Raw genomic sequence first — 18,205 nt, 5'->3', positions numbered from 1 at the left:
GCGGGGGCGTTCGTGCGTCAGAGACCGATGAAGTCTGAGACGTGCGGCGCGAGGTCGGCACCGATCTCCGCCGCCGGCCGCTTCCTGCCCTTGACCTCGAAGGTGTGTCCGCCGCCCTCGATCCACACGACACGTGCCTCCGCGCAGGTCGCGATGACGCCGTGGAACTGCTCGAGAGGCTGGATGAAGGGGTCATTCGTCCCCTCCACGAAGAGCTGCGGCACGGTGATCTCGGGGAGATGCTCCGCGCGGGGTTTCTCCGGCTTGCCGGGTGCGTGCAGCGGATACCCGAGATACGCAAGCCCATCGACGCGGAGCCCCTGCGCGACGGCCATCGAGGCCATCCTGCCGCCGTACGACTTGCCGGTCGCCCAGATCGAAGCCGTGGCGTCTCTGCCACGCGCAGCTGCGACGGCCGCGTCCCAGGTGGCGATCGCGTGCGCGGCCGGGCCCGGCATGCGCCTGCCCTGTTCCACGTACGGGAAGTTGAATCGCATCGTGGAAAGCCCGAGCTCCGCCAACGCGCCGGCGTATCCGGTCAGGAACGGGTGATCCATGCCGGTGCCCGCACCGTGGGCGATCAGTACCGTCGCGCCCCGGGTGCCCGCTGTCCATTCTGCTGTCACCGGCGTGGGACCGGAGGGGAGGTCGACCTCGAACGTGAACCGTTCGCCGGTCGACATCAGGAGTTCTCGGTGGGCTTCTCCGCCGGGGCGGACGTGTCGCCCTGGTCGCCGGCCGGTGCTGCGGCATCGCCGGATTCGTCCGAAGTCGTCTCCTCGGCGGCCGGAGCCTGCTGCACCGGATCCGCCGGCCGCGGGGGCACGACGGGACCGGGCTTCGCTGCGGATGCCGGAGTGATGCGTTCCCCGTACCGCGGCGGCTCGTCGAGGTCTACCGGGGGCCGGGTCGGGGCGGGGCGCTCCGCGCCGATCGCCTGACGGGCCTTGGCGAGCGACGCCGGCAGCACCGTGACCTCGTAGTGGTCGGCGGCGAACTGCGTGACGCTCGCGAAGTCGCGGCGTCGACGCACGATGGCGTAGGTGACCAGGCTCAGCAGCATGCCCAGCGCGACGCCGATGAAGACGAAGCCGACGAAGAGCTGGATCGGCACCTCGGGGTTGCCGATCACGAGGATCGCGGAGAGGAACAGTCCGATCAGCACGCCGTTGACGGCGCCGGAGCGTGCGGCTGCCGCGTAGCCGAGTTTGCCGGTGACGCGCTCGACCGTTCGCACGCTCTGCCCGATGATCGCGATATCGCGCGCGGGCACCTCGGCGGCGATCAACTTCGACACCGTCTTCTGCGCGCTCTCGTAGTCGCGCATCGAGGCGACGATCTCGCCGGTCTCCGTGCTGTTCGCAGGTCGGTTCAGCATGCTCATCCGGCTATTCTTCCACGCCTCGCCATGCGCGCAGTGGGAATGCGACGGGGAGTCGCCCCGGACCCCCGCGCACTACGCTGGGGAGAGTGAGCACACAACGGGTTTTCGCCGCGCGCCTGGCAGGCTGCGCCGTCTTCGACCCCGTAGGCGACCGGCTCGGCAAAGTCCGGGATGTCGTCATCGTGTACCGAAGTACGGCCGCGCCGCGCGTGATCGGGCTCGTCGTGGAGATTCCCGGGCGACGCCAGGTCTTCCTGTCGATCGGACGCGTCACCTCCATCCGCTCGGGCCAGGTCATCAGCACCGGACTCATCAACGTGCGACGCTTCTCCCCCCGCGCCGGCGAGGTGCGGGTACTCGCCGAGATGCTCGGCCGTCGCGTGAGCTTCGCCGACGGCAGCGGCAACGCGGTGATCGAGGATGTCGCGATCGAGCCGAACCGCCTCGGCGAATGGGCGATCAGCCAGCTCTTCCTCCGGCGCCCCAAGACCAGCGCCTCTCCGTTCGCCAAGGGCCCGACCACGTTCGCCGCCTGGAGCGAGGTGGCCGAGGAACGTGCGCCCGGGGAGTCGCAGTCCGCCGAGCAGCTGGTGGCCTCGTACTCCGAACTGCACGCGGCCGACCTGGCCAACACCCTCCTCGACCTCCCGCAGCAGCGCATGATCGAGGTGGCCGAGGAGCTGTCCGACGATCGGCTCGCCGACGCCCTCGAAGAGATGCCGGAAGACGAGCAGGTGCACATCCTCGATCGGCTGGGTGACGAGCGCGCCGCCGACATCCTCGATCAGATGGAGCCGGACGACGCCGCCGATCTGCTCGCGCAGCTTCCCCCCAGACCGCCTCGAACAGCTCCTGGAGCTGATGGAGCCGGAGGAGGCGGAAGACGTCAGGATGCTGCTGCGCTACGGCCCCGACACCGCGGGCGGGCTGATGACCCCCGAGCCGATCATCCTCTCCGCCGACGCCACCGTCGCCGAGGCTCTGGCATTGATCCGCCGCCACGAACTGCACCCGGCACTGGCCGCGGCGGTGTTCGTGACCCTCCCCCCGTTCGAGACGCCGACGGGGCGCCTGCTCGGTGTCGTGCACTTCCAGCGGATGCTGCGCTACCCGCCGCACGAGCGTCTCGGCGCGATCGTCGACGACAGCATGGAGCCGGTGCCGGCCACCGCCTCGGCGGCCGAGGTCGCGCGGATGCTGGCGAGCTACGACCTCGTGTCGCTGCCCGGTGATCGACGCCGCCCACCGACTGGTCGGCGCGATCAGCATCGACGACGTGCTCGACTACCTGCTCCCCGACGACTGGCGTTCGCACGACAACGATGACACCGCCGACGTCCGCGAAGGGGGTGCGATGATGGCGCGCTCACCGCCGCCTCGACGCACCGCTGGGCCGCGGCACGACGCGGTCCCGGCCGACCTCGCGCGACCGCTTCGGACGGTTCACGGAGTGGGTCGCCCGCGCGATGGGAACGCCCGCGTTCCTGGTGATCCTCACACTGTTCTGCGTGCTCTGGATCGTGCTGGAACACACTGATGCCGGACGCCCTGCGCTTCGACGACGCCGCGCTCGGCTTCACGGCGCTGACGCTGATGCTCTCGCTGCAGGCCTCCTACGCCGCTCCCCTGATCCTGCTCGCGCAGAACCGGCAGGACGACCGCGACCGCGTGCAGATCGAGCAGGACCGGCAGCGCGCCGAGCGCAACCTCGCCGACACCGAGTACCTCGCCCGCGAGATCGTGGCCCTGCGCATGTCGCTCGAGGAACGCAACGCCCAGGTCGTCACGCGCGACGTGCTGCGTCACGAGCTGAAGGCTCTCCTGGCCGAGCTCGGCGATCAGGACGACAGGCCGCGCCACCGGCTCCGCCTCATGACGGCGCGCTCGACGAGGCGTCAGGGCGGCGGTCGCCGCGGTCACCGACCCGGAGCTGCGGCGCCCGCATCGGCGACCTCGACATGGTGCGGGACATCACGTGTCGAGGACGGAACGCGCCCGCGTCGGCATCGTCCTGACGATCGTGGGGTGTCCCGGCCGCGGACGCATCGAGTCCGACGTGCGGGCTGCCGCGGCCTCGGTCGCCGGCATCCTCGCGTCGACGTCGAGGTCGGCGTGATGACGCCCGAGGAGCGCAAGGCCCTCACCGAGCGAAGCTCCGCGACGGACGCCGGCCCGGCAGATGCCGTTCGGACCCGATTCGCTCACCCGCGTCATCCTCGTCTCCAGCGGCAAGGGCGGTGTGGGCAAGTCCACGGTGACCGCCAACCTCGCCGTCGCCCTGGCCGATCGCGGGCTCGCGGTCGGACTCGTCGACGCCGACGTGCACGGCTTCTCGATCCCCGGGCTGCTGGGCATTCCCGCCGGCACCCAGCCGACACGCATCGACGATCTCATGCTGCCGCCCGTCGCGCACGGCGTGAAGACCATCTCGATCGGGATGTTCCTGCGCGACGGCGAAGCGGTCGTCGCCTGGCGTGGACCGATGCTGCACCGCACGGTCTCGCAGTTCCTCACCGACGTGTTCTTCGGCGATCTCGACGTGCTCCTGATCGACATGCCGCCCGGCACCGGCGACATCGCGATCTCGATCGGCCAGCTGCTGCCGCACGCCGAGGTGCTCGTGGTGACCACACCGCAGACCGCGGCGGCCGACGTCGCCATCCGCAGCGGACTCGTGGCCCGCCAGACCGGGCAGCGCGTGATCGGCGTGATCGAGAACATGGCGGCCTTACGCATTGCCGGACGGCACGGTCATCGACCTGTTCGGCACCGGTGGCGGCGCCTCAGTGGCGGACGCGCTCTCCGAGCCCGGTGAAGCCGTGCCACTGCTGGCCTCGATCCCCCTCAGCCCGAGCCTCCGCGCCGGCGGGGACTCCGGCGAACCGGTCGTATCGACGACGCCTGACGACCCGGCGGCGCGCGCGATCCACGGCATCGCGGAGGCGATCGCGCGTCAGGGTCGTGGGCTCTCCGGTCGCTCGCTGCCGATGTCGATCGGCTGAACGGCCGAAGCCGCTGATCAGGTCGCTTCGAGGTCGTACGGCGGACGATTCGTGGCGCTGAACGACTGCGGAGCACGGGAGACCACGGGCTCGGCGATGACGGTCTTCGCCGGAGCAGCGGCGGGAGCAGGCGTCGGATCGTCCATCAACGCCTCGCGGATGATGCGCCGCGGATCGTACTGACGCGGATCGAGCTTGCGCCAGTCGACGTCGTCGAGCTCGGGACCCATCTCGTCGCGCATCTTCGACTTGGTGTCGCGCACGTACTCGCCGGCCTTGCGGACCATGCGGGCGAACCCTTCGGCCACCTGCGGAAGACGTTCCGGGCCCACGATGAGCACCACGATGAGACCGATAAGCAGAAGCTTCTCGAAGGTGAGCCCGAACTGCATCTGTCCAGGCTACCGCCGCGCCTGCGCTTCTGGTGCACGCGAGCGAATATCCTGGGAGCACTCACAGTGCAGGCAGGGAGATCAAGGGCATGAGCGAGCACGACGCGAACGCACGCTTCATCCGCGAGTCCATCGTGGAACCGGATGCGATCGCTCGCGCGCGCGCTCACGCGGTCGAACTGGGCGCGGCGCCGATCAGCGCCGCGGTCGGTTCGCAGATCGCCGTGCTCGTCCGCGGCGACCAACGCGCGATCCATCGTCGAGATCGGCACGGGCGCGGGCGTCTCCGGGCTCTGGCTGCTGCGCGGCGCTCCGCAGGCCGTGCTCACCACGATCGACAACGAGCCCGAGCACCTCGCCGCCGCACGGCAGGCGTTCTCCGAGGCCAAGGTTCCCTCCACGAAAGCCCGCTTCATCACCGGCCGCGCGTCCGACGTGCTCCCCCGCATGAATGAGGCGTCCTACGACATCGTCCTGGTCGACGCCGACCCCGAGAACGTCATCGCCTATGTGGCGCACGGTCTGCGTCTCGTCCGCGACGGCGGCATCGTGCTGGTTCCGCGTGTTCTCGCCGGCGGCGCGTACGGCCGATCCCGTGCAGCGTGACGAGGTCACCGCGGCATACCGCTCGCTCGTGCAGGAGACCCAGGAGTCCTCGGCGGTGCTCGCCACGGTCTCGCCGGCCGGCGAGGGGCTGCTGCAGCTGGTCAGCATCGCCGACCGCGGCTGACCCCCAGACAGCGAAGAAGACGGCGGATCATCGGATCCGCCGCCTTCTTCAGATCCGTCCGAAGACGGATCAGGTCGTTCAGGCGGGCGCCACGACGCCGGCCAGCACGTCGTGAAGCTCCTTCGCTTCGGCATCGTTCACAGACACGACCAGACGGCCGCCGCCTTCGAGCGGAACGCGCACGATGATGAGTCGCCCTTCCTTCACGGCTTCCATGGGTCCGTCTCCGGTCCTCGGCTTCATCGCTGCCATCGTGGCCCCTTTCCTCGGTGGTATGGGAAGAGTTTATCGGGTGCGATCGGGCCTGGACGTCACCTGGGAAGAAATGCACCGATCCTTTACATTCACGGCACCTGCCAGAAGGTGTTTCCGAGGGCGTAGATGTGGTAGATCCAGAGCCACTGCCCGACCAGTCCGACAGCCAGCACGCCGACCCGCCATGCTCGCGAACGAGGGACTGCGACCGCACCCCACAGCGGGCTGAGCGGCACCAGCAGACGGCAGTGTGCTGGACTGCGGGAAGAACACGGCCAGGAGATACAACAGATAGCTCGCGCTCCACAGCCTCATGTCGACTCCCAGTGCCCGCACCTGCGGCGAGCGCAGCAGCATCAGCGCGGCGGCGACGATCAGCACGATCAGCACGATCGGTCCGCTCCACGGGGGCAGGCCCCACTGCGCGAACCAGAACTGGGATGCCTGGATCCATCCCTCGAACGGCAGGAAATGCTCGACGCCCCCGGTGACCCAGTGCCGTCGCCAGGCGAGTTCGGTGGCGAGGTATGCACCGGGGTCGCCGGTCACGAGGCCCGCGATCAGCTGCCAGGCGAATCCCGTCGCGGTCGCCCACGCTCCCGCCCGCCACGATGTACACGATCTCACGCGGCGGGAGAGGCACCTCGCGCCGCTGCCGCCATCGCATCAATCCGTGAAGGCCCAGGAACAGCGCGAACGCCAGGACGCCGGGGCGTGTGAATGCCATGAGCGGGATGAGCAGGTACAACCACGCGTACCGATGCCGTGTCACGGCGTCGAGGGCGAGGAAGAGGAACAGGAGGAAGAGCGTCTCCGCGTACCCGACCTGGAACAGCGCGGCGAGCGGCCCGGTGGCGAAGAACACGACCGCCCACATCGCGGCCGATCCCCCGATGCGATCGCGGAGCAGTCGATGCAGGGCGAGGCACGCGAAGTAGCCCGCGACCAGGGAGACGAGGAGCGCTCCGGCCCCCCACGAACCGAGGAGAAGACCGACCACCTTCGCTGTGTATGCGAACACCGGCATGAACGCCCAGGCGTTCTCGGCGATGTCTCCCGAATCCGTCAGAGGAAGATCGCTCGGGTACCCCTCTTCCGCGATGAGCCAGTACCACTGCGCATCCCAGCCGAGCACGAAGTCCACCAGCCCGGGGCCGGCGCCGAAGCGCGACAACGACGTCGACAGCGATGCGGCGAGCAGGAAGAGCACGGTCGTCACGGCCCGAGCCGCGAGATAGATCAGTGCGATGCGCAGGGCGACAGGCGCCTGCGCCCACCGACGGGAGACCGTCAGTGCGACGTGAGCCACGCGCGCAGCCCCTGCTCCACGGCAGCGATCTGGCGATCGGCACGCGCTCCTCGTCATGATGCGCGAGGTGCGGGTCACCCGGGCCGTAGTTCACCGCGGGGATGCCGAGGGCCGAGAACCGGGCGACGTCCGTCCAGCCGTACTTCGGTCGCGGCTGCGCACCGACGGCGGCCACGAACTGTTGGGCGATCGGGGCGTCGAGTCCGGGGCGCGCGCCCTCGGCGGCGTCGGTCGACCTCGAGGTCGAACCCTGCCAGCACGGCGCGCACGTGCGCCTCGGCGTCGGCGGCCGACTTGTTCGGCGCGAAGCGGTAGTTGACCTCGACCTCGCATGCGTCGGGGATCACGTTGCCCGCGACGCCGCCGGTGATGCGCACGGCGCTCAGGCTCTCGCGGTACAGCAGCCCCTCGACCAGGACCTCCCGGGCACGGTACTCCGCGAGCCGCGTGAGGATCGGGGCGCCGATGGATCGCGTTCTCGCCGATCCACGCACGTGCGCTGTGCGCGCGGACGCCGTCGTGCGCACGATCGCACGCAGCGTGCCGTTGCAGCCGCCCTCGACCTCGCCGTCGGACGGCTCCCCGAGGATCGCGAAGTCGGCCTCGAACAGGTCGGGGCGTACGGCAGCGAGCAGACCGAGGCCGTTCTTGGACGCCTCGACCTCTTCGTTGTCGTACCACATCCACGTGACGTCGACCGCGGGGTCGGTGAGCTCGGCGGCGAGCTTGAGCTGCACGGCGGTGCCGGCCTTCATGTCGACCGTGCCGCGGCCCCAGAGGTACGGCACGCCGTCGATCTCGACGTCGCGCGTGGGCAGGTTGCGTTGATGGGCACGGTGTCGATGTGGCCGGCGATCGCGACGCGCTGCGCGCGGCCGAGGGAGGTGCGCGCGACGATGGTGTTGCCGTGACGGATGACCTCGAGATGCGCGAACGGCGAGATCGCCTCCTCGATGCGATCCGCGAGCGACTTCTCGTCGCCGGAGACGCTCGGGATGTCGCAGATCGCGCGCGTGAGGGCGAGGGAGGACGCAGTCAGATCGAGCACCATGACCCCAGCCTATGACCTGGCGACGCGAGTGCGCGATCGCTCGAGCGCGATCCGGCGACGTCATCCGGGCAGCGGAGCGCCGTTCCCGGTAGCGGAGGGATGACTGAATCGCGCAGCATCTGGGGTGTCGGACTGACCACGATCGCCGGAGACGGCACCGTCCTCGACGCCTGGTACTCCGCGCTCGGTTACGGTGCCCTCCGACCGTCGAGGCCGAGCACGCCGCCGCGTCGCTGCAGGGGTCGACCGGAGCCGACGAACGACGCAACGTCGACGGTCGACATCGTCCAGCTGGAGATCGACCTCGACGCGTCCCCCGCATCCACCGCCGACGCCTACCTGCGTCTGCACGCTCTCTCGCACCTGCTCGTGCGCCCCAACGAGACTCGCCTCGACGGCATCTTCGGCCACCTCCCGAACGTCGCGTGGACCAACGCCGGACCGGTGCGCCCGGACGACGCGGCACGCCTGCGCCCGCAGCTGCAGCGCGCGGGCATCCAGGTGCAGGGGCTCGACAAGTTCCCCCGCCTCACCGACTACGTGCAGCCGACCGGGGTCCGGATCGCCGACGCCTCCCGCGTGCGTCTGGGCGCCTACCTCTCCCCCGGCACGACCGTGATGCACGAGGGCTTCGTCAACTTCAACGCCGGAACCCTCGGCGCGTCGATGGTCGAAGGGCGCATCTCGCAGGGCGTGGTCGTCGGCGACGGGAGCGACATCGGCGGCGGTCGCTCGATCATGGGCACGCTGTCCGGCGGCGGGACGCACCGCGTGTCGATCGGCGCGCGCACCCTGCTCGGCGCGAACGCCGGCATCGGCATCTCGCTCGGCGACGACTGCGTCGTCGAGGCGGGGCTCTACGTCACGGCCGGAACCAAGGTCGTCCTGGTCGATGGTCCGCCACGGCCGACGGCACGCGGAAGACCGTCAAGGCTGGCGAGCTCTCGGGGCAGAACGGGCTGCTGTTCCGCCGGAACTCGCTCAGCGGCGCCGTCGAAGCCGTGCGCCGAGCAGGAGTCGGCGTGACGCTGAACGAGGCGCTGCACGCCTGAGGCGACACGGAAGCGTCTCTCCTGGATGAGCGCCCACTCCGGGGCGGCGCACAGGCTCGCAGGACCGGCGCGTGATATCGTCGATGTGACGCCCCTCGCCTCGCGAGACGTCTGCGTCGTCGACACGCTCCCGCGCCACTCGCTGGTTCTGGCCATTTCGAACGGCGAAACGATGCGCGATCCCGCGCCGTCGCCCACCTTCCCGCACCCGGCCTCATCGTTCGCGCGTGCATTCTCGGAGATACTTCATGACCTCTTTCCTCGATCTCGGCGTGCCCGCCGACCTCGCCGCCGTCCTTGCGAAGGACGGCAAGACCGAGGCGTTCGCCATTCAGCGCGACACGCTTCCCGACTCCCTCGCGGGTCGCGACCTCCTCGGTCGCGGCCGGACCGGCAGCGGCAAGACCATCGCGTTCGCGCTTCCGCTCGTCTCCCGTATCGCTGCGTCGTCGCGCAAGAGCCGTCCCGGCCACCCCCGTGGTCTGGTGCTCGCGCCGACCCGTGAGCTGGCCACCCAGATCGCCGCGACCATCGCGCCGCTGGCCGAAGCCTCCGGTCTGCGCGTCACGACCGTCTTCGGCGGTGTGAGCCAGCGCCCGCAGGAACAGGCCATGCGCAGCGGCGTCGACATCGTCGTCGCGTGCCCCGGCCGACTCGAAGACCTGATGAAGCAGAAGATCGTGCAGCTCGACGCCGTCGAGGTCACCGTTCTCGACGAGGCCGACCACATGGCCGACCTGGGTTTCCTCCCGGGTGTCACGCGCATCCTGACCGCGACACCGGCTGGCGGACAGCGTCTGCTGTTCAGCGCCACCCTCGACCGCGGCATCGACACTCTTGCACGACGCTTCCTCTCGAACGCCGTCAGCCACGAAGTCGACGAGGAGAGCGTGCCCGTCGGTGAGATGACGCACCGCGTGCTGGTCGTCGAGTCCACGGATGACAAGACCACGCTGGTGCGCGACCTCGCCTCCGGTACGGGCCGCCGCATCCTGTTCACGCGCACCAAGCACCAGGCGAAGAAGCTCGCGAAGCAGCTCACCGCAGCCGGCATCCCGGCCGTCGACCTGCACGGCAACCTCTCGCAGAACGCGCGTGAGCGCAACCTGAGCGCCTTCTCGTCCGATCCCGACGAGGGCGGCGTGCGCGTGCTCGTCGCCACCGACGTCGCCGCTCGCGGCGTGCACGTCGACAACGTCGACCTGGTCGTCCACGTGGACCCGCCCATGGAGCACAAGGCATACCTGCACCGCTCGGGCCGCACGGCGCGCGCGGGTGCGGCCGGAACCGTCGTCACGGTCGTGCTTCCGGAGCAGCGCCGCGATGTGAAGGACCTCCTGCGCAAGGCGGCCATCACCGCCCCGCTCGAGAGCGCCACCGCTGCTGCCGTCACGGGTCTCGTGCCCGAGCGTGCCCCGCACGTGCGCCCTGCCCCCGTGCAGGCGCAGCAGCCGCAGCGTCAGGCCAAGCAGCGTCCCGCCGGCGGCGAGCGCGCAGGCGCTTCGACTCCGCCCGCACGTCGTCGTCGTCCCCGCTCCGGCGGACAGGGTGGCGGCCAGGGCCAGGCGGGCTTCTCGTCGCGTCAGGGCGGCGGACAGGGACGCCAGGGCGGCCAGAGCCGTCAGGGCGGCCGCAGCGCCCAGGGGCGCTGACCCGATCGATCTCGCCTCTCGCCGGTGAACACCGGGCGGGAGAACTCCGAGGGCCCCGTCATGCATCGAGCATGACGGGGCCCTCGGCTGTTCTCAGGCGACGCGCGATGTCTCTCGCACGTCCTCCACAGCGATCGGGTCCGCGGCCCCCGCCTGCGAGATCCGCCGGATGCCCGACGGCAACGCGATGGAGATCACAGCTGCCAGAGCGAGGACACCGGCTCCGACCCAGATCGCCGGGATCGCGGCGTCGACGTATCCCGTCGGTGTGAGCGTTCCGCCCGCACCTGCGAAGACGGCGGTGAGCACGGCGATACCCAGCGCGACCCCGATCTCGCGCAGAGTCGAGTTCGTCCCCGAGGCCTTCGCGTGGTCCTCGGGCTGCATGTTCACCAGCACTGCTGTCGAACTCGGCGCGAACACCAGGCCCATCCCGATGCCTGCGAGCAGGAACGGCGGCCACATCTCGGCGTAGGAGAGCGTCGCCGACATCGTGAGGGCCAGCCAGCCGAGGGCCACCGCGAGCAGGGACAGGCCGAGGAGGATCGGGATCCGCGTGCCGGTGCGCGGTGACAGCATGCCGGTGAGCGGCGCGACGATCATGGGCGCGAGAGTCCACGGCATGGTCATGATCCCGGCTTCGAGAGGCGTGTGTCCCTGCACCACCTGCAGGAACTGGATCAGGATGAAGATCGCCCCGAAGATGCCGAAGCTGAACGTCACGCCCACGAGGTTGGCCACGGTGAAACTGCGGTCACGGAACAGACGCAGTGGCAGCAGCGGATTCGGAGTGCGCCCCTCCCAGACGACGAACGCGATGAGCAGAAGCACGCCGACCGACAACGAGCCGATGACCTCGAGGCTGTCCCACCCGGCGTCGTTGCCTCGCACGATGCCGTAGACGACACCGAGCACACCGGGCCCGGCGAGCAACAGGCCCACCAGATCGGCGCGCACCCGTGCTCCGAAGCTGTTCGGCAGGGCGGCGAGCACCAGCGGTACGGCTATCACGCCGATGGGCACGTTGAGCCAGAAGATGGTCTGCCAGTTCCACCCCTCGATCACGGCGCCGCCGATCAGTGGACCTGTCGCGACGCCGAGTCCGGCGATTCCGCCCCAGATGCCGATGGCCGCGGGCCGGAGCCGTGCCGAGACGCTGCCGACCAGCAGCGTGAGCGACAGCGGCATCAGGGCCGCCGCGCCGACGCCCTGCACAGCACGAGCAAGGATCAGCGTCGACGGCTCGGTCGCGAGCGCGGCCCCCGCGGAGGACAGCGTGAAGATCGCGATGCCGACGAGGAAGACAGTCCTGCGCCCGAAGCGATCGCCCAGACCGACGGCGAGGAGCATGAACGTCGCGAAGCTGAGCGTGTAGGCGTTGATCACCCACTGCAGCTCCTCGATGGAGGCATCGAGTTCTTTCGCGATGACCGGAAGCGCTCCGGTGACGACGAGGTTGTCGAGAGTGGCCATGAACATCGGCAGGGAGGCGGCGACGATCGCCAGCCAGACCGGGACGCGCCGAAGGAGTGAAGTCATGAAGATCCTTGTAGTTATCGAATGATTACTTCTAAGTGCAGAGTAGTAATCGACTGATAACCTGTCAAGCGTGACCCAGAGATCGAGTGAACGCATCCCGTCAGGCGAGCGCCGCGAGCAGATCCTCGCCGCGGCGAGCCTCGTGTTCGGAGAGCGCGGATACTTCGGCGCGACCACCGATCAGATCGCGAAGGCGGCCGGAATCAGCCAGCCGTACGTCGTGCGGATGTTCGGCAGCAAGGAGACGCTGTTCATCGAGGTCCTCGCGCGTGCGAGCGACAAGCTGCTCGACACGTTCAGCGCGGTGATCGACGAGTGGAAGGCCACCGGCTCCCCCGACGACCGGATCGGACGCCTGCTCGGCACCGCGTATGTGAACCTCGTCGAGGATCGCGGCATCCTGCTGTCGCTCATGCAGGCGTTCAGCATGGGGCACGATGCGGTGATCGGCGCCGGCGCGCGCGCCGACTTCCTGAGGATCTATCGACTGCTGCGCGAGGAAGCGGGCTTCGATCCGGTCGCAGCGCGCTCGTTCCTCGCGGAGGGGATGCTGCTCAACACCCTGCTCGGACTGCGTCTGCCCGAGCAGTACGGCGTCGACGAGGCGACCACCGAACTGCTGGAATGCACGTTCCAGACCAAGCTGCAGCTCGTTCTCGATGCGGTCGGCGATCGCACGAACGCCTGACGCGGCGTCCGACTAGCGCGTCTGGAAGGTGCGCTCGGGCGAGCCCACGTACAGCTGCTGCGGGCGGCCGATCTTGGTCTGCGGGTCGTTCTGCAGTTCCCGCCACTGAGCGAGCCAGCCGGGAAGGCGACCGATCGCGAACAGCACGGTGAACATGCGCGTGGGGAAGCCCATCGCCTTGTAGATGACACCCGTGTAGAAGTCGACGTTCGGGTACAGGCGGCGCTCACGGAAGTAGTCGTCGGCCAGCGCGAGCTCCTCGAGCTCCTTGGCGAGGTCGAGCAGCGGGTCGGTCACACCGAGCGACGCGAGCACCTCGTCGGCGGCATCCTTGACGAGCTTGGCGCGCGGGTCGTAGTTCTTGTAGACCCGGTGCCCGAAGCCCATCAGCTTCACGCCCTCTTCCTTGTTCTTCACGCGCTCGACGAATCGCGCCACGCTCTGACCCGAATCGCGGATCTGTCCGAGCATCGTGAGGACGGCCTCGTTCGCGCCACCGTGCAGCGGGCCGGAAAGGGCCTGGATACCGGCGGAGACCGACGCGAACTGGTTCGCGCCCGTGGAACCGACCAGGCGGACGGTGGAGGTCGACGCGTTCTGCTCGTGGTCCTCGTGGAGGATCAGGAGCAGTTCGAGCGCCTTCGACATCACGGGGTTGACCTCATACTCCTCGCTGTGCACGCCGAAGTTCAACTTGAGGAAGTTGTCGACGAAGCTGAGCGAGTTGTCGGGGTAGAGGAACGCCTGACCGACACTCTTCTTGTGCGCGTAGGCGGCGATGACCGGCAGCTTCGCCAGCATGCGGATCATGTTGAGCTCGACGTGCTCGGGGTTGTGCGGGTCGGTCTGACCCTCGTAGTACGTCGAGAGCGCCGCGACCGCCGACGACAGCACCGACATCGGGTGAGCCGTGTGCGGCAGCGCCGAGAAGAAGCGCTTGAGGTCTTCGTGCAGCAGCGTGTGCCGACGGATCTTCTCGTCGAACTCCGCAAGCTCGGACGCCGAGGGCAGCTCGCCGTAGATGAGGAGCCACGCGACCTCGAGGTAGCTCGTCGTGCCGGCGAGCTGCTCGATCGGGTAGCCGCGATACCGCAGGATCCCCTTGTCTCCGTCGATGAACGTGATCTCCGACTTGGTCGACGCCGTGTTCACGAACCCGTAGTCGAGCCCCGTGTAACCGGTCTGGCGGGTCAGGGTGGAGAAGTCGATGCTGTCGTGCCCGGCCGTGCCACGCACGAGGGGGAACTCGGCGGTGGTATCGCCGATCGTCAGCTTCGCTGTCGCCTGCTGGTCTGCCGCTGCGCTCACGCGGGCCTCCTCGTTGTGTCTGCCCGTACGCCGGTCGCGTCGGATTCAGCCAAGATCTTGATCAAGCCGGAACTGGCGATCTCGCGGCGCAGAAGCGCCTGGTCGGATCACGACCGAATCGCTTTTACAGCCTAGTAGGGACTCAGGCCTACTGTGACATCCGCCAAAGGGAGCCGGAATACCAGGAGATTACCTATAGACCTGCGGCATGGGCGCGCAATCGACGCGCCCCCTCTTCGATCCGTTCCGTGGGCGCGGTGATCGCCAGGCGCACGTGTTCGGTGGAATCCGCACCATAGAAGGGGCCGGGGCCGGCGAGGATGCCGAGTTCGGCGAGGCGATCCATGGACTCCCACGCGTCGCGGCCTTCTGTGGCCCACAGGTACAGCCCGGCTTCGGATCCGTCGATACGGAAGCCGGCAGCCTCCAGCGCGGGGCGCAGCGTCTCGCGCCTCGTGCGGTACAGCTCCTTCTGGGCGGCGACGTGCTCGTCATCACGCAGAGCGACGGCCATCGCGTGCTGGATGGGGGCGGGAGGCATCAGCCCCAGATGCTTGCGCGCGGTGAGGAGATCGCCGACGATGCGCGCGCAGCCCGCGATGAAGGCGGCCCGATACCCGGCCAGGTTGGACTGCTTGCTCAGCGAGTAGACGCTGAGAAGGTTCGACCGGTTGCCGCCCGTGACACGCGGGTCGAGGATCGAGGGAACGCGCTCGGTCGCCCAGTTCCCGTCCCAGCCCAGCTCGGCATAGCATTCGTCGCTGGCGAGAACCGCTCCGAGCTCCCGCGCGCGGTCGACCGCGGCGGTGAGTTCGTGCGTCGTCCACGTACGGCCGTCGGGATTGCCCGGAGTGTTGATCCAGATGAGCTTGGTGCCCTCCGGCCACTCCGCGGGGTCGTCGGCCGGGAACGGAGTCGCGCCGACGATACGGGCGCCGACCTCGTAGGTCGGATAGGCGACGCGGGGATGCACGACGATGTCGCCGGTACCGAGCCCGAGAAGCGTCGGCAGCAGCGCGACCAGCTCCTTCGAACCGATCGTGGGAAGCACGTTCGCGACCGTCAGATCGGGCACTCCCCTGCGGCGGGCATACCAGTCGACGATCGCCTCGCGGACCGCGGCGGTGCCCACCGTCTGAGGGTAGGCATGCGCATCGGTGGCCTCGGCGAGTGCCTGACGGATGATCTCGGGGGTCGGATCGACCGGTGAGCCGATCGACAGGTCGACGAGACCCTGCGGATGCCGGGCGGCCCGCTCACGGAACGGGACGACGGCATCCCAGGGATAGTCGGCGAGGTCGCGGACGCTCACGGGTGGCGCCTACTCGCCCTGCGGCGGGAGCGCGGCGACGATGGGGTGGTCGAACGAGTACACGCCGACCTTGGCCGCGCCACCCGGAGAGCCGATCTCCTCGAAGAACTCGACATTCGCCTTGTAGTAGTCCTGCCACTCATCGGGCAGGTCATCCTCGTAGTAGATGGCCTCGACGGGGCACACGGGCTCGCAGGCTCCGCAGTCGACGCATTCGTCCGGGTGGATGTACAACGAGCGTTCGCCCTCGTAGATGCAGTCCACGGGGCACTCGTCGATGCAGGCGCGGTCCTTCACATCAACACACGGCAGGGCGATCACATACGTCACCCCCTCAGTCTACGACTCGCGGGTACCGCTCTCCTGCGAGCCGCCCGCGTGATCCGGAACCGCGGTGATGAGCGGGACGTCCGCGGCCGGTGCGCTCGGCGCCGGTGCCACCGTGCGCACGGGCAGCCGCGAGAACGACGGCCAGGCCACGACGAGCAGCACCAGCCCCGCCACGAGGTACGTCCAGACCCGCCCGGCGAGGGAATCCTGCACGATCACAGAGCCACCCGGCCCGACCCCCGAGATCAGCACCAGCATGCCCAGCATGCCCAGTCCCGCGGCGAGCGCGGCGCCCCGGTCGTGGGTGAGCGCACGGATCGCGACGAGGATCGCGGCACACGCGACGCCGCCGACGATGAGGCCCACCGGGATCACACCCCAGGTCAGGCTGTGGCCGATGGTTCCCGCAACGCCGTACACGCCGCCGACCAGGGCGGCAGCGACCCACGACAACACTCTCGACACCCAGCTCACGCGCACCTGACGATCCTACTCGGGCGCACCGGGCGACCTGCTGAGCGCGGGCACTCAGACCGCCAGCCCGAGAAGGCGCAGCACGGCAGCCACGACGGCCGCCGCGACGACCACGACGAGGAACGACTGCCGCAGCCAGAGCAGGCCGCCCGCGACGAGCAGCGCCGGCACCCGGGCGTCCACCAGGATGGCCTGTCCGGCACCCAGCGTCTGCACAGCCACCAACGCGGCCAGAAGCGCCACCGTCAGGAGATCGGAGATGCGCGCAGGACGCGGGGCCTCGAGCACCCTCGCCGGCACCAGGTAGCCCACGGCCTTCAGGGCGAGGCAGATCAGCGCCGCCAGGAGGATCGCGCTCCAGACGCTCACGGTGCCACCACCTCATGACGGGGGCGCGCGCCACCGGCAGGCGGTGCGAACCAGTTGAACCATCCGACGATGATCGCGACGACCGCCGCGATGAGCACTGGAAGCCCTGGGGGCATGAGCGGGGTGAGGGCGGCAGCCACGACCGCGGCGGCCACGCCGACGACGATGGCCTGCCGTTGCCGCAGGCGCGGCCACAACAGGGCGAGGAATGCCGCTGCGGCCGCCGCATCCAGCCCCCAGGCTCGCGGATCGCCCAGCACGTCACCGACGAGCGCACCGATCAGAGTGGTGATGTTCCATCCGACGAAGATCCCGATCCCCGTGACCCAGAAGCCCACCCGACGCAGGCGCGGGTCGCCCTGTGAGATCGCGACCGCAGTCGACTCGTCGATCGTGAAATGCGCGGCGGCCGCACGGCGCAACCCCCCGGTGCCGATGACCGACGACATGCGCATGCCGTAGGCGACGTTGCGCACGCCCAGCAGCACCGCCGATGCGATCGCCGAAGGCAATGCCGCGACACCACCGGCGGCGAACACTCCCACGAAGGCGAACTGCGAGCCGCCGGTGAACATCAGCAGGCTCAGCACACAGGTCTGCCAGACATCGAGACCCGAGGCCACGGCGAGCGCACCGAACGAGATTCCGTACGCGCTGGTCGCGAGCACGACACCGAGAGCCTCGCGCCAGACCTCGCGTTCGGGCGTCACGGGATTCTCCGCGACGTTCGATTCACTGAACACATGAAGATCATTCTGAACACCGGCGAATGGATAGTCAAGCGAACGATCGTTTGACATGATGAACACATGGAGGATCTCCGCACCCGCATCGCCCGCACGCTCCGCCGCGAACGCGAGGCAGCCTCGTTCTCCGTCTCGGAGTTGGCCCGCCGTGCCGGTATCTCGAAGGCGACGGTCTCGCAGCTCGAGAGCGGCGCGGGCAACCCCAGCGTCGAGACGCTGTGGGCGCTGGGGGTGGCACTGGGCGTGCCCTTCGCCGTGCTCGTCGATCAACAGGCGAACGCTCCGACGCTGATCCGTGCCGCCGACCTCGCCGGCGTCCCCTCCTCGGCCGCCGTGTACAGCGCGAGCCTGTTGTCGGCCAGCCCGCCGGGGGCACGCCGAGATCTCTACCTCATCCAGGCCGAACCGGGCGACCCCCGACGCTCCGATCCGCACCATGCCGGCACGACGGAGCACGTCATCCTGATCGCGGGAGAGGCCAGGATCGGCCCGGTCGACGCCCCGATCACCCTGCGTCCCGGCGACTACCTGTCGTATGCGGGCGACGTGCCGCACATCTTCGAGGCAACGATCGCCGGGACGAGCGCCGTCCTCATCTCCGAGCTGCGCTGA

Annotated in this window: 16 protein-coding genes and 6 pseudogenes; 8 read left to right on the top strand and 14 right to left on the bottom strand. The window is 69.2% G+C overall.

The window, feature by feature from the left end:
* Positions 1–17: 17 nt before the first annotated feature.
* Both P0Y60_07975 and P0Y60_07970 read right to left on the bottom strand, forming a co-directional pair.
* Entirely contained in the window at positions 18–683 is a 666-nt protein-coding gene (locus P0Y60_07975) for a dienelactone hydrolase family protein (protein ID WEK62656.1), read from the bottom strand.
* Positions 683–1,384 carry a hypothetical protein gene (locus P0Y60_07970; protein ID WEK62655.1) on the bottom strand — a complete coding sequence of 234 codons (702 nt, stop codon included), beginning with the start codon at positions 1,382–1,384 and terminating at the stop codon, positions 683–685. Before P0Y60_07970 ends, P0Y60_07975 begins: the two co-directional genes overlap by 1 nt.
* A gap of 86 nt (positions 1,385–1,470) precedes the next feature.
* On the opposite strand from P0Y60_07970, the pseudogene P0Y60_07965 reads away from it, so the two are divergent.
* The 3 pseudogenes from P0Y60_07965 to P0Y60_07955 all read left to right on the top strand — a co-directional run bounded on the left by P0Y60_07965 (position 1,471) and on the right by P0Y60_07955 (position 4,386).
* A pseudogene (locus tag P0Y60_07965) lies at positions 1,471–2,711 on the top strand (CBS domain-containing protein).
* A gap of 61 nt (positions 2,712–2,772) precedes the next feature.
* Positions 2,773–3,232: pseudogene (locus P0Y60_07960) on the top strand (DUF1003 domain-containing protein).
* A gap of 82 nt (positions 3,233–3,314) precedes the next feature.
* A pseudogene (locus tag P0Y60_07955) lies at positions 3,315–4,386 on the top strand (P-loop NTPase).
* A 17-nt stretch (positions 4,387–4,403) separates the two neighbouring features.
* Here the strand turns inward: P0Y60_07955 and P0Y60_07950 are convergent.
* On the bottom strand, positions 4,404–4,778 hold the full coding sequence (locus P0Y60_07950; GenBank protein ID WEK62654.1) for a twin-arginine translocase TatA/TatE family subunit: 375 nt from the start codon (positions 4,776–4,778) through the stop codon (positions 4,404–4,406).
* Positions 4,779–4,867: 89 nt separating this feature from the next.
* Here P0Y60_07950 and P0Y60_07945 point away from each other — a divergent pair.
* Positions 4,868–5,508, top strand: a pseudogene (locus P0Y60_07945) (class I SAM-dependent methyltransferase).
* A gap of 78 nt (positions 5,509–5,586) precedes the next feature.
* Here P0Y60_07945 and P0Y60_07940 read toward each other — a convergent pair.
* The 4 genes and pseudogenes from P0Y60_07940 to P0Y60_07925 all read right to left on the bottom strand — a co-directional run bounded on the left by P0Y60_07940 (position 5,587) and on the right by P0Y60_07925 (position 8,123).
* The gene (locus tag P0Y60_07940; GenBank protein WEK62653.1) at positions 5,587–5,760 is read right to left on the bottom strand and encodes a DUF3117 domain-containing protein; all 174 of its coding nucleotides are present in this window, start codon (positions 5,758–5,760) and stop codon (positions 5,587–5,589) included.
* A gap of 92 nt (positions 5,761–5,852) precedes the next feature.
* Positions 5,853–7,072 (bottom strand): annotated as a pseudogene (locus tag P0Y60_07935) (hypothetical protein).
* A 74-nt stretch (positions 7,073–7,146) separates the two neighbouring features.
* Positions 7,147–7,860 (bottom strand): M20/M25/M40 family metallo-hydrolase, encoded by a 714-nt coding sequence (locus P0Y60_07930; GenBank protein ID WEK62652.1) that lies wholly within the window; start codon positions 7,858–7,860, stop codon positions 7,147–7,149.
* Positions 7,824–8,123 (bottom strand): hypothetical protein, encoded by a 300-nt coding sequence (locus P0Y60_07925; GenBank protein ID WEK62651.1) that lies wholly within the window; start codon positions 8,121–8,123, stop codon positions 7,824–7,826. The genes P0Y60_07930 and P0Y60_07925 overlap by 37 nt, the downstream gene beginning before the upstream one ends.
* A 99-nt stretch (positions 8,124–8,222) precedes the next feature.
* Between P0Y60_07925 and dapD the strand changes: the two are divergent.
* Together dapD and P0Y60_07915 are read left to right on the top strand one after the other, a co-directional pair.
* Positions 8,223–9,175 (top strand): annotated as a pseudogene (dapD, locus tag P0Y60_07920) (2,3,4,5-tetrahydropyridine-2,6-dicarboxylate N-succinyltransferase).
* A 248-nt stretch (positions 9,176–9,423) separates the two neighbouring features.
* Entirely contained in the window at positions 9,424–10,827 is a 1,404-nt protein-coding gene (locus P0Y60_07915) for a DEAD/DEAH box helicase (GenBank protein ID WEK62650.1), read from the top strand.
* 93 nt (positions 10,828–10,920) lie between these two features.
* Here the strand turns inward: P0Y60_07915 and P0Y60_07910 are convergent, their stop codons facing one another.
* A complete protein-coding gene (locus P0Y60_07910; GenBank protein WEK62649.1) occupies positions 10,921–12,366 on the bottom strand; it encodes a DHA2 family efflux MFS transporter permease subunit in 1,446 nt (481 codons plus the stop codon).
* Positions 12,367–12,436: 70 nt separating this feature from the next.
* Between P0Y60_07910 and P0Y60_07905 the strand changes: the two genes are divergently transcribed.
* Positions 12,437–13,054: a TetR/AcrR family transcriptional regulator gene (locus P0Y60_07905; GenBank protein ID WEK62648.1), complete on the top strand. Its 618-nt coding sequence runs from the start codon at positions 12,437–12,439 to the stop codon at positions 13,052–13,054.
* 12 nt (positions 13,055–13,066) lie between these two features.
* Here P0Y60_07905 and P0Y60_07900 read toward each other — a convergent pair whose 3' ends face one another.
* The 6 genes from P0Y60_07900 to P0Y60_07875 form a co-directional block, all read right to left on the bottom strand.
* Positions 13,067–14,362: a citrate synthase gene (locus tag P0Y60_07900; GenBank protein ID WEK62647.1), complete on the bottom strand. Its 1,296-nt coding sequence runs from the start codon at positions 14,360–14,362 to the stop codon at positions 13,067–13,069.
* A gap of 193 nt (positions 14,363–14,555) precedes the next feature.
* Positions 14,556–15,674: a succinyldiaminopimelate transaminase gene (gene dapC / locus P0Y60_07895; GenBank protein ID WEK62646.1), complete on the bottom strand. Its 1,119-nt coding sequence runs from the start codon at positions 15,672–15,674 to the stop codon at positions 14,556–14,558.
* Positions 15,675–15,683: 9 nt separating this feature from the next.
* Entirely contained in the window at positions 15,684–16,004 is a 321-nt protein-coding gene (locus P0Y60_07890; GenBank protein WEK62645.1) for a ferredoxin family protein, read from the bottom strand.
* Between the two features lie 9 nt (positions 16,005–16,013).
* Positions 16,014–16,484 (bottom strand): histidinol dehydrogenase, encoded by a 471-nt coding sequence (locus tag P0Y60_07885; protein WEK62644.1) that lies wholly within the window; start codon positions 16,482–16,484, stop codon positions 16,014–16,016.
* A gap of 48 nt (positions 16,485–16,532) precedes the next feature.
* Positions 16,533–16,847 carry an AzlD domain-containing protein gene (locus tag P0Y60_07880; GenBank protein ID WEK62643.1) on the bottom strand — a complete coding sequence of 105 codons (315 nt, stop codon included), beginning with the start codon at positions 16,845–16,847 and terminating at the stop codon, positions 16,533–16,535.
* The gene (locus P0Y60_07875) at positions 16,844–17,557 is read right to left on the bottom strand and encodes an AzlC family ABC transporter permease (GenBank protein WEK62642.1); all 714 of its coding nucleotides are present in this window, start codon (positions 17,555–17,557) and stop codon (positions 16,844–16,846) included. Before P0Y60_07875 ends, P0Y60_07880 begins: the two co-directional genes overlap by 4 nt.
* 99 nt (positions 17,558–17,656) lie before the next feature.
* Between P0Y60_07875 and P0Y60_07870 the strand changes: the two genes are divergently transcribed.
* A complete protein-coding gene (locus P0Y60_07870; GenBank protein WEK62641.1) occupies positions 17,657–18,205 on the top strand; it encodes a helix-turn-helix domain-containing protein in 549 nt (182 codons plus the stop codon).

The sequence above is a fragment of the Candidatus Microbacterium colombiense genome (genome assembly GCA_029203165.1).
Taxonomy (GTDB): Bacteria; Actinomycetota; Actinomycetes; order Actinomycetales; family Microbacteriaceae; genus Microbacterium; species Microbacterium colombiense.
This window is presented reverse-complemented; position numbering and strand designations above follow the sequence as displayed.

Bases quoted from the DNA above. Each gene is read 5' to 3' on its own strand.
- P0Y60_07975 (WEK62656.1), bottom strand. From the start codon at position 683: ATGTCGACCGGCGAACGGTTCACGTTCGAGGTCGACCTCCCCTCCGGT.
- P0Y60_07970 (WEK62655.1), bottom strand. From the start codon at position 1,384: ATGAGCATGCTGAACCGACCTGCGAACAGCACGGAGACCGGCGAGATC.
- P0Y60_07950 (WEK62654.1), bottom strand. From the start codon at position 4,778: ATGCAGTTCGGGCTCACCTTCGAGAAGCTTCTGCTTATCGGTCTCATC.
- P0Y60_07940 (WEK62653.1), bottom strand. From the start codon at position 5,760: ATGGCAGCGATGAAGCCGAGGACCGGAGACGGACCCATGGAAGCCGTG.
- P0Y60_07925 (WEK62651.1), bottom strand. From the start codon at position 8,123: ATGGTGCTCGATCTGACTGCGTCCTCCCTCGCCCTCACGCGCGCGATC.
- P0Y60_07915 (WEK62650.1), top strand. From the start codon at position 9,424: ATGACCTCTTTCCTCGATCTCGGCGTGCCCGCCGACCTCGCCGCCGTC.
- P0Y60_07910 (WEK62649.1), bottom strand. From the start codon at position 12,366: ATGACTTCACTCCTTCGGCGCGTCCCGGTCTGGCTGGCGATCGTCGCC.
- P0Y60_07870 (WEK62641.1), top strand. From the start codon at position 17,657: ATGGAGGATCTCCGCACCCGCATCGCCCGCACGCTCCGCCGCGAACGC.